This is a genomic window from Streptomyces sp. NPDC051567 (assembly GCF_044454165.1).
Classification (GTDB): domain Bacteria; phylum Actinomycetota; class Actinomycetes; order Streptomycetales; family Streptomycetaceae; genus Streptomyces.
The window spans coordinates 1-15,158 of the sequence record NZ_JBITDK010000009.1 but is presented as its reverse complement, the minus strand read 5'-3'; the positions used below and the strand labels follow the sequence as shown (position 1 = coordinate 15,158).

Sequence of the window (15,158 nt, the reverse complement as noted above, 5' to 3'; positions counted from 1 at the left end):
GGTGAAGCTGGATTCGATGTACCAGGAACTGATCCTGGACCACTACAAGCACCCGCACGGGCGTGGCCTGCGTGACGGCGACGCCGAGGTGCACCACGTCAACCCGACGTGCGGGGACGAGATCACGCTGCGCGTGAAGTACGACGGCGAGACGCTCACCGACGTCTCGTACGAGGGCCAGGGCTGCTCGATCAGCCAGGCCAGCGCGTCCGTACTGAACGAGCTGCTCGTCGGCAAGGAGCTGGCCGAGGCGCGGAAGATCCAGGGCGCGTTCCTGGAGCTGATGCAGTCCAAGGGCAAGGTCGAGCCGGACGAGGCGATGGAGGAGGTGCTGGAGGACGCGATCGCGTTCGCCGGCGTCTCCAAGTACCCGGCGCGTGTGAAATGTGCTCTGCTGAGCTGGATGGCGTGGAAGGACGCGACCGCCCAGGCACTGGGCGACGCGGAGAGGGAGACGGCATGACCGAGAACGCGACGCCCGGGGCGTCGATCAAGCCGGCCACCGAGGAAGAGGTCCGCGAGGCCCTCTACGACGTGGTCGACCCCGAGCTGGGCATCGACGTCGTCAACCTGGGCCTGATCTACGGCATCCACGTCGACGACGCGAACATCGCCACCCTCGACATGACGCTGACCTCGGCGGCCTGCCCGCTGACGGACGTCATCGAGGACCAGGCGAAGTCGGCGACGGACGGCATCGTCAACGAGCTGCGGATCAACTGGGTCTGGATGCCGCCGTGGGGCCCGGACAAGATCACGGACGACGGCCGCGAGCAGCTTCGCGCGCTCGGCTTCAACGTCTGATCCGGGACGTCCGATCCGGGACGTCCGATCCGGGACGTCCGATCCGGGACGTCCGATCCGGGACGTCTGAACGAAACGTCTGACCGTCGCGCACCGGCGCGGCGAGGGAAGGGCCCCCGGCACCGTCGTGCCGGGGGCCTTTCCCGTCCGTCCGCAGGACGGGCACGGGCCACCGGGGACGGTCCCCCCCCCCCGCTGCCGGGCGCAGGGCGGTCCGGGGCCGTGAACCGGGCGGTGACCGGGCCTGAGCAGGGGGAAAGGGCCTGAGCGGGGAACGGGCGGGGTGCGGGCGGGCGGCCCGCTCCCGGGACCGGCTCCCGGGACCGGCACCTGAGACCGGTTCGCGACCAGGGGCCGTCGCCGGTTAGGTTTCAGGCATGACTGCTACGCGTACCACCGGCGCCGTCGCCGCCGGACTTGCCACCATCGCCGCCGACGGCACCGTCCTCGACACCTGGTTCCCCGCCCCCGAGCTGGTCGCCGACCCCGGCCCGGCCGGCACCGAGCGGCTCACCGTCGAGGAGGCCGTGAAACTGCTCGGCGACACCGCCCCGAAGGCGGTCCGCGCGGACGCGGTGCGCGGCGTCGAGGTCGTGGCCGTCCGCACGGTCGTCTCCTCCCTGGACGACAAGCCGCTGGACGCGCACGACGCGTACCTGCGCCTGCACCTGCTCAGCCACCGCCTGGTCAAGCCGCACGGCCAGAACCTCGACGGGGTCTTCGGCCTGCTGGCCAACGTCGCCTGGACCTCGCTGGGCCCGGTCGCCGTCGACCAGGTCGAGACCGTACGCCTCAACGCGCGCGCCGAGGGCCTGCACCTCCAGGTCACCTCGATCGACAAGTTCCCGCGCATGACCGACTACGTCGCCCCCAAGGGCGTGCGGATCGCCGACGCGGACCGCGTCCGCCTCGGCGCGCACCTCGCCGAGGGCACCACCGTCATGCACGAGGGCTTCGTCAACTTCAACGCGGGCACCCTGGGCACCTCCATGGTCGAGGGCCGCATCTCCGCGGGCGTCGTCGTCGGCGACGGCTCCGACATCGGCGGCGGCGCCTCCACCATGGGCACCCTCTCGGGCGGCGGCAAGCAGATCATCTCGATCGGCGAGCGCTGCCTGGTGGGCGCCGAGGCGGGCGTCGGCATCGCCCTGGGCGACGAGTGCATCGTGGAGGCCGGTCTGTACGTGACCGCGGGCACCCGGGTCACCCTGCCGGACGGCCAGATCGTCAAGGCGCTGGAGCTCTCCGGCGCCGACAACGTCCTTTTCCGCCGCAACTCCGTCACCGGCGCCGTCGAGGCCCGCCCGAACAACGCGGTCTGGGGCGGCCTGAACGAGGTCCTCCACAGCCACAACTGACCCGCACGCCACGCCACGCCACGCCACGGCCCGTCCCCGCACGCCACGGTCGGCCGCGCGGCCGGGCCGTCGCACCGGTGCCCTCCCTCCCCGGCCGGGGAGGAAGGGCACCGGCACGTCCGGGTCCGGTGCCGGTGCACCTTTCCGGTCACCCCATTACGGGCGGAAGCGGAGCACCTGCGGGTCGTGGTCGCTGTTCTGGGCCGCGAACTCCGCGTTGATGTGCACGCTGTCGTACGTGAACTTCTTGATCGCCGGGCTGGTCAGGATCTGGTCCAGCACCTGGGAGTTGCCCTGGTAGACGTACGAGTACCGCTCCGACTTCGGGAGCGAGAGGATCGCCGGGTGGAGCGCCCCGCCGTCCGCCAGCGCCTGCGTGGTCGCCGAGAACTCGAAGTCGTTGATGTCGCCGAGGACCAGGACGTTCGCCTTGGCGTCCACCGCCAGGATCTCCTTGACGAAGCCGTTCACGGCCTGTGCCTGGAGCAGCCGCCTGGCCTCCGAGGAGCGCACCGGCGGCTGGTGGTGCGAGGTCAGACCCTCGTCGCCGCCCTTGGAACCGAAGTGGTTGGCGACCACGAAGACCTTCTTGCCGCGGAAGACGAACTCGCCGGCCAGCGGCTTGCGGCTGTCGTCCCACGCCGGGTCCGCCGGGGCGATCCGGCCGGGGGAGTGGGTCAGGGCGGCCTTGCCGTTCTCCGCGACCACACCGGTCCCGGTCACCGCGTCGCCCGGGGCGCGCTCGGTGAAGGAGACCCGCGCCGGGTTGAAGAGGAACACCTGGCGGATGTTGCCGCCGGGCTGGCCGCCGTCCTTGTTGTCCTGCGGGCTGATGTAGCGCCACTGGTACGCCGGGCCGCCCGCGGCCGTGATCGCCGCCGTGAACTTCGTCAGCGTCTGCTCGGCCGAGACGGTGCCGTCGTTCTTGGTGCCGTTGTCGTCCTGGATCTCCTCCAGGGCGACGACGTCGGGGGAGGCCAGGTTCTCGACGACCGCCTTCGCCAGCGCGTCGAACTTCGTCTGCGGGTCGCCCGGGTCGAGGTTCTCGACGTTGTACGTGGCCACCGCCAGCTCGTCCGCGGCCTGCGCCTTGGTCTTCTCGGGGGCGAGGGTGCCCGCCTTGACGGTGCCGAGGGTGCGGGCCACCAGCGTGTAGCCGCCGAACTGGTTGAAGTCCAGCGGGCCTTCGGTGGGGCCGGTCAGCTTGTCGCCCACGTCGGCGACCGGGAAGGGCTGCTGTGCGAGGGGGGCGAGCTGCTGGATCTGGAGCCGGCCGGTGTTCTGGGAGGCGTAGGAGCCGTAGAGGGTGCCGCCGCGCCGGGTGGGGTTCTCCCAGCCCTTGACGCTGACCCACAGCCCCGCGTACGCGTCGGTGGCGCCGACCACGCGCGAGGTGCCGATGCGGACGTTCATGCCCTCCAGGGACTCGTAGTGGTCCAGGGCGTAGCGCGAGGGCTCCAGGGCCAGGCCGTTGATGCTGCCTGCGGCGGCGGGGTCGCCGGCCGGGGCGTACTCGGCGGGGACGGTGTACTCGTTGACCGGGGTGGGCGCGGGCAGCGCGTTGCCCGAGGAGACCACGGTCACGGCCGGACGGGATATCTGGGTCATCGACTGGTTGCCGGAGGCGAGGCCTCCGGGGACGTACTCGCCGACGGTGCCGGAGACCTTGACCGCGTCGCCCACGGCGACGGACGGGACCGAGCTGGTGAAGACGAAGATGCCTTCGCTGGTGGCGCCGTCGTCGTCGGCGTCCGGGTCCTGCATCCAGAAGCCGCGCGAGCCGTAGGCGCGCACGCCCGTGACGATGCCCTCGACGTCGGCGACCTGCTTGCCGCTGAGCGGGGACGTCCGGGTGGTGCCCTGGATGTCGTGGATACGGACCGGCTCGGCGGACGCCGTGCCTTCGGCCGCACCGGCGGAGCCCGTGAGCAGGCCGGTGGCCAGTGCGGTGGCGACGAGGGCGGCGACGGCGGCGGAACGGGGGTGCGAGGAGCGCATGGGCGGGAACTCCGGTGTGGTTCGAGGGAGACGGAGAGGAGGGTGGGGCAGGTGTGGGACAGGGGGTGGAGCAGAGGTCGAGCGGGGGTGGAACAGGGGTACGGCGGCATGGGGCAGGGGTGGAGCGGGAGCCTTGCGGACTCCGAAACATCTACGCGCGTCAATTTCCTGTGTGGTCAGCAAAGTTGTCAAGGGCTCCAGGGAAGACCGCGGCCGTCCGTGGGATGAACCCGAGGGGACGGCCCGCCGGGCCCGCCCGAATTGCGTCTACGCTGGGACGCCGTACGGAGGCCCGTTCCACCCCCGGTGGCACGTCACGGCCCGTCCCACCGCGCCCGCGAGGAGAACCGCCCCATGTCCGCTGAGCCGCACCCCACGCTGCCGCCGGTCCGGCTGCACTCCGACGCGGAACTGGCCCGCGACGCCCTGGCCGCCCCCCTGTTCGCCCGCGCCGTCCGGCTGGCCCGCTGGGCCGGCCCCGCCACCCGCGTCGACATCGGGGGTGAACTCGTCGCCGACCAGGTGCCCGAGGCCGTCGCGGTGCTCGGTCTCGACACCGCCGACGAGGACTCCCCGGTGTACGCGAGCCAGGCCTGGCGGGTCGCCGTGGACACGGGCCTGGTGGACGTCACCGAACCCGACGAGGACGAGGACGGCGACGGCGGGCCGGGGGCCGCGGCCGGGGAGGCGGCGGGGGAGCCCGAGTACGGCACCGCCGCGCCCGGTGAGGACCTGGCGCTGCTGACGGGCGGCGCACCCGGCGACGTGCTCGACCTGTGGCTGGCCGCCCTGGACACCGTGCTCGCCGACGCGGCCGTCCCCGACCTGGACGACCTCGTGGACGCCCTGGACGCGGGCGGCGAGATCGACTTCGACCAGCTGGACTGGAACCCGCGGCGCGAGGCCGACTTCCTCGACGCGGTCCTGGCCAACCTCTACCTGCTCACCGCCGCCGAGGGCGGCACGGACGGCCCCGTCCCGCTGCCCGTGCTCGCCGCGTCGATGCTGGTGCCCCAGGACATGGGCGAGCCGACCGACGCCGTGCTGGAGCAGGTCTCGGAGGCGATGATGCGCCTCGACGACCAGTTCCGGCAGCTGGAGCCGATCGGCCTGGTGGAGTTCCGGCCCGTCGACGAGGAGCTGATGGCGGAGGCGGACGACGAGGAACTCGCCGCGGGCGGCCCCGGCGCGGACGAGGAGTACGAGGACGACGGAGACATCTCCCGGTACGGGATGGTCCGCCTGACCCCCCTCGGCCTGTACGGAATCCGGGCCCGGCTGCTGGAGGCCGGGATCGAGGCCCCCGCCGTCGGGGAGCTGGCCGGCAAGGGGGCCGACGTACTGCTCCACGCGGTCTCCTCCTACCCGGAGCGCGCGGCCCAGGCCGAGATCGAGGAGTGGCTGTCCGGCCGCGACCCGGCCGCCGCCGTCACCGAGCTGCTCTCCGCGGCCCGGGGCGACGACGAGGGCGCCCCGCTGCGCCGGCTCCGCTGCCAGCAGGCCCTGGCCCTGGTCCCGGCCGGGGCGGCGGCCGGGCCCGCCGTCCGCGCGGTGCTGGACGATCCGGAACTCGGCGGGCTCGCCCGGGTCTGGCTGGCCGAGCGCGGCGCGACCGGCGTCCCGGCGCCGGACGAGGCGATGGTGTTCTGGCTGACGGTCGACACGATCGCGGCGCAACTCGCGGCGGACGGCGAGACCGAGGAACTGCCGCTCCTCATGGAGACCCTGACGGCGCACCACACCGGCTTCTTCGACCGGGTGTGGCGGGTGGACCACCCGGCGACGGCATACGTCCTGGAGGCGATGGGACGGCTGCACCCGGACCGCAGGACGGCGAAGGAGGCCCGCAAGGCCGCCTTCAAGGCCCGTTCCCGGCGGCCGTGAGAGCGGCGCCGGGCCACGAGTGAGGGGCCGGGGCGGGGACCTGGGGTACGGGGGCGGGGGCGAAGGGGCGGGAGGTGAAGGGATGGTGGCGTGGGGCCCGTCCGGGGGTGACGGCGGCGCCCGGGGCGGCGCCGACGGCAGGTCGGCGACATGCCTTCACGGTGAGTTCATCTCCCGTTCACGTACGGCGGCGAGCCTGTGCGCCGACGACCCGTACGACAAGCGCACCGCCTCCCCACCCCCCAGGAGACCTGATGCCGCTCAGCCGTAGAGACTTCACCGCCCGCACCGTCCTCGCCGGTGCGGGCGTCGCGCTCACCGGGACGGTCGGCGCGCTCGCCACCGCCCCGGGGGCGCTGGCGGCCGACGACAGCACGCGCCACGACGAGCACGGCCACGCGCGGGAGCCCGGTTACGGCCCGCTCCTCCCCGACCCGGCGGGCATCCTCGCCCTCCCCGCCGGGTTCACGTACCGGGTGCTCACGCACAGCGGGGTCACCACACTGGAGTCCGGTGAGTCCACCCCGTCCCAGCACGACGGCACGGCGGCCTTCGAGGGCGCCCGGGGGGTGACCCTCCTCGTCAACAACCACGAGATGGACGGCCCGCGCGCGGACTGGCCCTATCCCGTCCCGCTCACCGAGGGCCTCGTCTACGACCCGGCCGCGTCGGGCGGCTGCACGGTCGTCGAGGTCCGGCGCGGCGGCGAGGTCGCCGAATGGGTCGGCGTCGCCGGTACGTCGACCAACTGCGCGGGCGGCGCCACCCCGTGGGGCACCTGGCTGACCTGCGAGGAGAGCGAGGACCTGGCGGGCGTCAACGGGATGACCAAGGACCACGGCTACGTCTTCGAGGTCGACCCGCACGACCGCCGCGCCAACCGCGACCCCCAGCCCGTCAAGGCGTTCGGACGGTTCCAGCACGAGGCCGTGGTCATCGACCCGCGCCGGGGCCACGCCTACCTGACCGAGGACGCCTCCCGGCCCAACGGGCTGCTCTTCCGGTGGACCCCGCCGGAAGAGTTCCGGCACGGGCGCGGCAAGCTCCGTACCCTCGACGCCGACGCGGGCGGGTTCGCCGCCGCCAAGTGCTTCGACAGCGGGGGCCGGTTCGTGGACGACCTCTCGCGGGCGACGACCATCGGCACCGTCTACGGGGTCGACTGGGTGGAGGTGCCGGACCGCGACGCGCGGACCGTGCCGATCCGCAAGCAGTTCGCGGACGGCGCGGTGACCCGGGGACGCAAGCTGGAGGGCATGTGGTGGGCGGACGGAGGCGCGTACTTCGTCTCCTCCTACGCCCGCCTGGAGAGCCCGGGCGCCGCGCACGACGGCCAGGTGTGGTTCTACGACCCCAAGCGGCGCACGATCCGGCTGACCGTCCTCATCGGGGTGAACGCCGACCCCTCGCAGGGCGGCGCCCTCGACGGACCGGACAACATCACGGTCTCCCCGGACGGCGGTCTGGTCATCGCCGAGGACGGATCGGGGCTCCAGCACCTGTTCGGCGCCACCGAGTCGGGCCGCACCTACCCGCTGGCGCGCAACGAGCTGAACATCGGCACGGCCGAGAAGCCCAAGTACTCGGAGTTCGCCGGGGTCTGCTTCTCCCCGGACGGGCGCACGCTCTACACCAACATCATGAAACCGGGCATCCTGCTGGCCGTCACCGGGCCGTGGCGGCGCGACTGCTGAGGCCGCGCCAGGAAGGGCCGCGCCGGGCGGGAGGGCCGGGGCGGGACCCCGCCGGCTCACTGGGCCGCGGAGACCTCCGCGCGGGAGGCCGCGGCCCACTCCTCCAGGAGGAACTCGTAGGCGTCCGAAGGCCAGTCGCCGTCCACCCTGGTCTCCACAAGGTGCCGTATCGCCTCGTTCGCCTCGGCGGCGGACGGGCGGGCGGGACCCGTGAGCCGGAGTGTCTTCTGCATGGGATCAAGGCTACGGGCGGGCACTGACAGCCACCGCCGCATTACACGTGGCTTCCGTCACCCGTGACGGGAGCCCGGTGGCGCCCATGTGCCCGCCCACCTGCTCAGAGTGCCTGCGCGGCCGGCTTGACCATGCCGCGCACTGTGCGCGACTTCACAAACTCACCCATGGCCGTCATCTCCCACTCACCGGAGAACTGCTTGATCAATTTGGCCATGAGGACGCCGGTCTGCGGTTCGGCGCTGGTGAGGTCGAAGCGGACCAGCTCCTCACCGCTCGCCGCGTCGATCAGACGGCAGTAGGCCTTGGCCACCTCGGTGAACTTCTGGCCGGTGAAGGAGTTGACGGTGAAGACGAGACCGGTGGCGTCCGCCGGGATGCGGCCGAGGTCCACGACGATCACCTCGTCGTCCCCGGCGCCGTCCCCGGTGAGGTTGTCGCCCGAGTGCTTGACGGCGCCGCCGAGGATGGACAGCTTGCCGAAGTAGCAGCTGTCGATGTGGTTGCGCTGCGGGCCGTACGCGATGACGGAGGCGTCCAGGTCGATGTCCCGGCCGCGGTACGCGGGCTCCCAGCCCAGGCCCATCTTGACCTGCGAGAGCAGCGGACGGCCGCCCTTGACCAGCGAGACGGTCTGGTTCTTCTGGAGGTTGACCCGGCCCTTGTCGAGGTTGATCTTCCCGGCGCCGAGGGGGGCGGCGGCGGGCGGTGCGGCCGGTGCGGGCGGGGCCGCAGGTGCGACGGGGGCCGCGGAGGCGGCGTAGGCCCGCGTGGCTGCGGGCGCGGTGGGAGATGCGGGCGTGGCGACGGGCGCCGGGGCGGGGGCCGGGGCGGGCTCCTCCACGGAGACGCCGAAGTCGGTGGCGATCCCGGCGAGGCCGTTCGCGTACCCCTGGCCCACCGCGCGCACCTTCCACACGCCGCCGCGCTGGTAGACCTCGACGACCACGAGCGCGGTCTCGCCGCCGAGCTGCGGCGGGGTGAAGGTGGCGATCACCGCGCCGCCGTCCGCGTCCCGCACGGTGGCGGTGGGCTCGATGCCCTGGAAGGTCTGCCCGGCGGCGTCGGGACTGGCCGTGACGACGATCCGCTCGATGCCCGGGGGCACCGCGCCGGTGTCGACGGTGATCGAGTCCGGCGCCGAACCGCCGCCGGAGCGGTGGCTGACACCGGGCCCGGACGGCTGGTTGTAGAAGATGAAGTCGGCGTCGGAGCGCACCTTGCCGTCCGCCGTGAGGAGGAGCCCCGACACGTCGAGCCGCACCGGGGCGGTCACGTCCACCGTCACGCGGGCGGTGGGGAGCGGCAGGTTGGAACCAGGGGTCATAGCGGTCATGCCGGGACAACGACCGGAGATGCCGCGCCGTTCCCCTGCCCCCGCGCGGGATTGCGCCGAGTGGCCGCACGGGTCGCCGCCGCCGGGACGGCCGTACGGGTGGCCGCCCGGCGGCGCCGGCTCACTTCCCCGTGACCCGGCGGGGCAGTCCGCGCGGGTTCGCCTCGCGCAGTTCCACCGGAAGCAGTGCGTCCGGCACCGACTGGTAGGCCACCGGCCGCAGCCAGCGCTCGATCGCGGCCCCGCCGACCGAGGTGGAGTGCGAGGTCGCCGCCGGGTACGGGCCGCCGTGGTGCTGCGCCGGGGCCACCACGACCCCGGTCGGCCAGCCGTTGACCACGACCCGGCCCGCGACCTCCGTGACCTGCCGGATCAGCTCGGCGGCCGGGCCGCCGGCCCCCTCGGCCTCGGCGGCCGACAACTGGAGGGTGGCGCTCAGGTTCCCGGGGAGCCGCCCCAGCACCGAGGCCGCCTCGCCCGGGTCCGCGTACCGGACGACCACGGTGACCGGGCCGAAGCACTCCTCCAGCAGCAGGTCGTACGCCCCGCCGGTGAGCAGGCGCCCGGCCGCCACCGACAGGTACCCGGCGCCGACGGAGTGCTCCCCGCCGGGGCCCGCCGCGACGGGCGCGGCGACGCCGGGCAGCGCGGCCCGCTCGCCGACCCCGGCGAGGAAGTTCTCCCGTATCCGCCGGTCGAGCAGGACCCCCGGCCCGGTCCCGCCGAGGGCTTCGGCCAGCGCCCCGGTGAGCCGGTCGCCGTCGGGGCCCTCGGGGACGAGGACCAGGCCCGGCTTGACGCAGAACTGGCCGACGCCCAGGGTGACCGAGCCCGCGAGCCCCCGGCCGATCTCCCCGGCCCGTTCGGCCGCCGCCGCCGGGGTCACCACGACGGGGTTGAGGGAGCCCAGCTCGCCGTGGAAGGGGATGGGCACGGGCCGGGCGGCGGCGGCGTCGAACAGGGCCCGCCCGCCCCGGACGGAACCGGTGAACCCGGCGGCGGCCACCAGCGGGTGCCCGATCAGCTCCAGGCCCGCGCCGAACCCGTGCACCACGGCGAGGACCCCGGCCGGGAGCCCGGCCAGGGCCGCCGCCCGGCGCAGCAGCGAGGCGCACAGCTCGGAGGTGGCCGGGTGCCCGGGATGGGCCTTGACCACCACCGGGCACCCGGCGGCCAGGGCGCTCGCGGTGTCCCCGCCGGGCACGGAGAAGGCGAGCGGGAAGTTGGAGGCGGCGTAGACGGCGCTCACGCCCAGCGGCACCTTGTACCGGCGCAGGTCGGGCCGGGGCGGGCTGAGGGAGGGGTCCGCCCGGTCGATGCGGACGTCGAGGTAGGAGCCCTCGTCCACGGCGTCGGCGAAGGCCCGCAGCTGGCCGGTGGTGCGGGCGAGCTCGCCGGTGAGCCGGACCGGGCCGAGCGCGGTCTCCGCGTCGGCCGTTTCGACGACGCGCGCGGCGTCCTCGTCGAGCAGCGTGGCGGCGGTGCGCAGGAAGGCGGCGCGGACGGTGGCGTCCGACAGCGCGCCGCGCGCCGCGTGGGCCGCGCGCACGGCCTCGTCCACCGCCCGGGGCGTGGCCTCCGTCGCGACCTGTTCCCGCCGCTCCCCGGTGCGGGGGTCCACACTCCAGACCGGTGCCGGTGTCTGCTCCATGGCCCGCTGCCTCCTGGGGCGTTCAGTAGGCTGAACGCCGTTCCGGTGGATGGATGATCACGTCTGCGGGGGACTGTATTTCCGCGCCCCGCGCCTGACAAGGGGCGGCCGGGGGCGGTGGGGCCACCGGCGGGATAACCGGTGGGCGACCGGTGGGAGATCACCAGAGGGGAAGCGGTCGTATGACGACGAGCGAGCCGACGAGTGGGCCGGTGAGCGGGCCGACGCGCACGGGCCCGGCGGCGGCCGGGGTCTCTGCGTCCCCTGCGGCCCCTGTGGCCTCTGCGGTCCCGGCGGCGCCGGTCACATCGGCGGTGCGGACGGTCCTGCTGCTGGAGCACTTCGCGGCCCGGCCCGGACCGCACAGCCTGGCCGACCTCCACAACGACCTGTCCCTGCCCAAGTCCAGCCTGTACGTGCTGCTGCGCACCCTGGTGGGCCTGGGCTGGGTGGAGACGGACGCGACGGGCACGCGCTACGGCATCGGCGTCCGCGCGCTGCTCGTCGGCAGCGCGTACATCGACGGCGACGAGGTGGCCGCGGCGGCCCGCCCCACCCTGGACCGGCTGTCGGTGGTGACCCGCCGGATGTGAGGCACGGGCTCCCTACGGGGTCCCCTGCCGGGCCCCGGACGAGGAACGGCTGAGAACCGCGCCACACTCGGGGCGGAGCGGAACGGCTCGGGCCGCCGGTACGTCCTTCTGGGGGATGAACAAGACGATCAGGCGTGCGTCGGTCTTCTGTCTGCTTCTGGTGCTGGCCCTGCTGGTCCGTGTCACCTGGGTGCAGGCATACCAAGGCCAGGCCCTCGCAGACGACAAGCACAACCGGCGGAACCTCATCGGGCAGTACGAGAACCCGCTGGGCAACATCATCGTGGGCGGGGAGGCGATCACCGGCTCGACCAGGACCGGCGGCCAGGACTTCGCGTACAAGCGGACGTACGTCGACGGCCCGCTCTACGCGCCGATCACCGGCTACAGCTCGCAGGCGTACGGCACGACCATGCTGGAGGGCGTCTACAAGGACATCCTCAACGGCTCGGACACCCGGCTGAAGACCATGATGGACCTGCTCACCAACAAGCGGGCCGACCCGGGCGACGTCCTGACCACGATCGACCGGGACGTGCAGAAGGCCGGCTACGACGCGCTCCAGGGCAAGCAGGGCGCCGCCGTGGCCATGGACCCCGCCACCGGCGAGATCCTCGCCGTGGTCAACAACCCGTCGTACGACCCGGGCCGCATCACCGGGGCCAACGACGAGAAGGCGTGGGAGGAGCTCTCCGCCGACAAGGGCAAGATCATGGAGAACGTCGCCCTGCGCAAGCCGCAGGCGCCCGGTTCCACCTTCAAGCTCGTCACCCTGGCGGCGGCCATCGAGAACGGGCTGATCAGCTCCATCGACCAGCCGACGGGCGTCCCGGCCCCGTACGCGATCCCCGGCACCCGGGTCGACCTGCCCAGCGAGGCGGGTCCCGCCGCCTGCAACAACGTTTCGGCGCGCACCGCCCTCAAGCTCTCCTGCAACAACGTCTTCGCGGAGCTGGCGCACCGGCTGGGCCAGGACAAGATGCGGGCGATGTCGGAGAAGTTCGGCTTCAACACCGCGATCGACACCCCGGTCCGCACCAACCCGCCGAGCAAGTACCCGTCGAAGAAGATGTCGGTCGACCAGGTCGCGCAGACGGGCATCGGCCAGTTCGACGTCCAGGCCACCCCGCTCCAGATGGCGATGGTGACGGCCGCGATCGAGAACGGCGGCAAGCTCGTCGCCCCGCACATGGTCTCCGAGGTCACCGACTCCAGCGGCAACGTGCTGGAGAGCCTGCGCGACCCCGCGTCTCAGCAGGTCATGAGCGAGCGGACCGCCTCGATGGTCCGCGACGCCATGCGGACGGTCGCCACCGAGGGCGGCGGCAAGGCGGCCCAGGTCAGCGGCGCCGAGGTGGGCGGCAAGACGGGTACCGCCCAGCGCGGAGTCAACAACAGCGTCGCCCCGCTCGCCTGGTTCACCTCGTACGGCAAGCTCGGCGACCAGCAGATCGTCGTCGCGGTGATGGTCGAGAACTCGGACACCGACCGCTCCGAGATCGGCGGCGGCAAGCTGGCCGCCCCCGTCGCCCAGAAGATGATGGCGGCCTGGCTGAAGCGGTAGCCCGGGCGGCGCGGGCGGTGCGGGCGCGGGGGGCCGGTACCGGTCGGCCGGTGGCAAGATCGAGCCGTTGCCGGAGCGGCGACTCCACTCAGCACAGGGGGATGGCATGAGCACCGTCAGCAAGGTCACGCACATCGATCTCAGAGCCCACACGATCACCGTCATGCCGCCTGAGGGGGCGGCCCGGACGCTCAAGGTGGCGGACCCCGCTGAGCAGATGAGGCTCAAGAACCTGCGCGTCGGGCAGACCGTCAAGTACGACGAGCGGACCGGCCCGCACGGCCCCGAGATCTACAGCCTCTCGGCCGACCTGTCCGGAGCGCCGGGAGCGGAGTAGCCGTACGGACGCCCCCGCCGCCGCCCCGGTACGGACCTCGCGGAGCCCGTGCCGGGGCGCGGTGCTGTCCGGGGGCGGGCGGTGGGGGCCTCCGGGTGTGGGATCGGGCTTTCCGGGTGACAGTGGAGGGGTCAGGTATCCGTGAGGAGGACCACCATGTCCATGCTCGACAAGCTCAAAGGCCTGCTGAAGGGCCACGAGGACACGGCCCGCCAAGGGGTCGAGAAGGCCGGGGACGCCTTCGACGCGAAGACGGGGAACAAGTACCAGTCGCAGACCGACACCGTTCAGCAGAAGCTCAACGAGCAGCTCGGCAACCAGCCGCCGGCCGACGAGCAGAAGCCCCCGAGCTGACCCCGCCGAGCCGACCCGCTTCCGGGGCCGCCCACCCGCGTCGGCGAGGCGGAAACCGGCGGGGACCTGGTGGGAAACCGGTGGGAAACCGGTGGGGACCCGGGCCCGGGCCCCTAGGCTCTCTCCATGGCTGAGGCTTTCGTCAACGGTGACGTCCTCCATCGGGCTTGCGGCATCTGCCCCTCGCGCCGGTTCCCCGTCGGGGGATTCGACGTGTGGGAACGGCCGACGAAGGAATGTCCGTTCCACGCGGACGACGGACACCGGTACGCCCCCGACGGAACGCCGGTGTGCGTCCATCCGGAGAGGGTCGGTCTCCCGGTCGGCGCGTACCGGAGCGAGGGCGCCCCGCTGACCGTTTCGCTCGCCCTGCCGCCCGACCCCTCCGCGTTGGCGGCGTACCTGCACGACGTGCTGTACGGAGCCGCGCCCGTCCTGCTCGACGCACTGATCGCGCAGGCGGCGGAAGAGATCCGGATTCATTTCCCGGACCTGGAACCGACCGAAGTCCTGCGTCGGGCCCTGAGCGGGGACGCGTGGACTTCGGGGAACTGATCCGGGATCTCCGCAAGGCTCGTGGCTGGAGCCAGGGGCGGTTGGCTTCCGAGGTCGACAAGGTGCACGGAACGACGTTGACGCGGGAGTACGTGAGCAACTGGGAACGCTCCAAGGTCACGCCCGGCCCGTTCTATCTCGCCGCCCTGTCCGCCGCTCTGGATGTTCCCCTGGCTGTTCTTGAAGGTGAAGTGGACCGACGCGCGTTCCTGACCGATGTCGCCGGGGCGGCCATAGCCCCCGTGATCGCCTCCGACCTGATCAGCGCGGGATTCGCCGCCCGGCTGCGCGGCGGACCCTCGGCGGAGGTGTGGGAGGCGAAGCTGGCGACGTACGGCACCGCGTACATGTCGATGGGGGCGGCCGATATCCAGCGTCGGGTCTCCGGTGAACTCGTCACCGTGCAGCAGCAGCTCGAAGACCCCCGGCTCTGGTCGGTCGCCTCCCGGCTGATGACCCTGTACGCCAAGACCTTCCCGGGCTCGGACGGTTCCCGGGCCGTCCACTGGTACCGGATGGCGGCCAAGGCCGCGGACGAGTCCGGGGACGACGAAGCGCGCGTGTGGGTGCGGGGGCGGGCCGCCATCGCGCTCGGGTACGAGGGCGCGTCGCTAGACGAGTCATTCCGAATGCTGACGGTGTGTCTGGGAACGCAGACAGGGCGTCCAAGATTGTTGTGTGACGAACAACCTGGACGCCCCGCTGACCGCACTGTACGTGAAGATCGATGACGGGATCGGAGGCACCCGATGGCTGGGCCGACCGCCGCGGCTGACGGATTCCGAGCTCGTCTGCC

At 72.9% G+C, this 15,158-nt stretch carries 14 protein-coding genes and 1 pseudogene; 11 read left to right on the top strand and 4 right to left on the bottom strand.

The window, feature by feature from the left end; translation table 11 throughout:
- Position 1 precedes the first annotated feature (1 nt).
- From sufU to dapD, 3 genes are all read left to right on the top strand, one after another.
- Positions 2 to 463 (top strand): Fe-S cluster assembly sulfur transfer protein SufU, encoded by a 462-nt coding sequence (gene sufU, locus ACIA5F_RS12840; RefSeq protein ID WP_399352009.1) that lies wholly within the window; start codon positions 2 to 4, stop codon positions 461 to 463.
- A complete protein-coding gene (locus tag ACIA5F_RS12835; protein WP_399352007.1) occupies positions 460 to 804 on the top strand; it encodes a metal-sulfur cluster assembly factor in 345 nt (114 codons plus the stop codon). The genes sufU and ACIA5F_RS12835 overlap by 4 nt, the downstream gene beginning before the upstream one ends.
- A 377-nt stretch (positions 805 to 1,181) precedes the next feature.
- Positions 1,182 to 2,162: a 2,3,4,5-tetrahydropyridine-2,6-dicarboxylate N-succinyltransferase gene (gene dapD / locus ACIA5F_RS12830; protein ID WP_399352005.1), complete on the top strand. Its 981-nt coding sequence runs from the start codon at positions 1,182 to 1,184 to the stop codon at positions 2,160 to 2,162.
- Positions 2,163 to 2,318: 156 nt separating this feature from the next.
- Here dapD and ACIA5F_RS12825 read toward each other — a convergent pair whose 3' ends face one another.
- On the bottom strand, positions 2,319 to 4,160 hold the full coding sequence (locus ACIA5F_RS12825; RefSeq protein WP_399352003.1) for an endonuclease/exonuclease/phosphatase family protein: 1,842 nt from the start codon (positions 4,158 to 4,160) through the stop codon (positions 2,319 to 2,321).
- Between the two features lie 354 nt (positions 4,161 to 4,514).
- On the opposite strand from ACIA5F_RS12825, the gene ACIA5F_RS12820 reads away from it, so the two are divergent.
- Together ACIA5F_RS12820 and ACIA5F_RS12815 are read left to right on the top strand one after the other, a co-directional pair.
- Positions 4,515 to 6,044 (top strand): hypothetical protein, encoded by a 1,530-nt coding sequence (locus ACIA5F_RS12820; protein ID WP_399352001.1) that lies wholly within the window; start codon positions 4,515 to 4,517, stop codon positions 6,042 to 6,044.
- A gap of 254 nt (positions 6,045 to 6,298) precedes the next feature.
- Positions 6,299 to 7,738, top strand: coding sequence for an alkaline phosphatase PhoX (locus tag ACIA5F_RS12815; RefSeq protein ID WP_399352000.1), 1,440 nt, complete (start codon positions 6,299 to 6,301; stop codon positions 7,736 to 7,738).
- Positions 7,739 to 7,794: 56 nt separating this feature from the next.
- Here ACIA5F_RS12815 and ACIA5F_RS12810 read toward each other — a convergent pair whose 3' ends face one another.
- The 3 genes from ACIA5F_RS12810 to ACIA5F_RS12800 all read right to left on the bottom strand — a co-directional run bounded on the left by ACIA5F_RS12810 (position 7,795) and on the right by ACIA5F_RS12800 (position 10,959).
- Complete coding sequence (locus ACIA5F_RS12810) at positions 7,795 to 7,971, bottom strand: hypothetical protein (protein ID WP_399351998.1); 177 nt, start codon at positions 7,969 to 7,971, stop codon at positions 7,795 to 7,797.
- Positions 7,972 to 8,075: 104 nt separating this feature from the next.
- On the bottom strand, positions 8,076 to 9,299 hold the full coding sequence (locus tag ACIA5F_RS12805) for a TerD family protein (RefSeq protein ID WP_399352349.1): 1,224 nt from the start codon (positions 9,297 to 9,299) through the stop codon (positions 8,076 to 8,078).
- 130 nt (positions 9,300 to 9,429) lie between these two features.
- Complete coding sequence (locus tag ACIA5F_RS12800; RefSeq protein ID WP_399351996.1) at positions 9,430 to 10,959, bottom strand: aldehyde dehydrogenase (NADP(+)); 1,530 nt, start codon at positions 10,957 to 10,959, stop codon at positions 9,430 to 9,432.
- A 182-nt stretch (positions 10,960 to 11,141) separates the two neighbouring features.
- Here ACIA5F_RS12800 and ACIA5F_RS12795 point away from each other — a divergent pair.
- The 6 genes and pseudogenes from ACIA5F_RS12795 to ACIA5F_RS12770 all read left to right on the top strand — a co-directional run.
- Positions 11,142 to 11,531 (top strand): annotated as a pseudogene (locus ACIA5F_RS12795) (helix-turn-helix domain-containing protein); the annotation flags it as partial.
- A gap of 136 nt (positions 11,532 to 11,667) precedes the next feature.
- Entirely contained in the window at positions 11,668 to 13,116 is a 1,449-nt protein-coding gene (locus ACIA5F_RS12790) for a peptidoglycan D,D-transpeptidase FtsI family protein (RefSeq protein ID WP_399351994.1), read from the top strand.
- A gap of 106 nt (positions 13,117 to 13,222) precedes the next feature.
- Positions 13,223 to 13,453: a hypothetical protein gene (locus ACIA5F_RS12785; protein WP_399351992.1), complete on the top strand. Its 231-nt coding sequence runs from the start codon at positions 13,223 to 13,225 to the stop codon at positions 13,451 to 13,453.
- Between the two features lie 156 nt (positions 13,454 to 13,609).
- On the top strand, positions 13,610 to 13,807 hold the full coding sequence (locus tag ACIA5F_RS12780) for an antitoxin (RefSeq protein WP_399351990.1): 198 nt from the start codon (positions 13,610 to 13,612) through the stop codon (positions 13,805 to 13,807).
- A 126-nt stretch (positions 13,808 to 13,933) separates the two neighbouring features.
- Positions 13,934 to 14,362, top strand: coding sequence for a hypothetical protein (locus tag ACIA5F_RS12775; RefSeq protein WP_399351988.1), 429 nt, complete (start codon positions 13,934 to 13,936; stop codon positions 14,360 to 14,362).
- Positions 14,344 to 15,093 (top strand): helix-turn-helix domain-containing protein, encoded by a 750-nt coding sequence (locus tag ACIA5F_RS12770; RefSeq protein ID WP_399351986.1) that lies wholly within the window; start codon positions 14,344 to 14,346, stop codon positions 15,091 to 15,093. The genes ACIA5F_RS12775 and ACIA5F_RS12770 overlap by 19 nt, the downstream gene beginning before the upstream one ends.
- Positions 15,094 to 15,158: the final 65 nt, after the last annotated feature.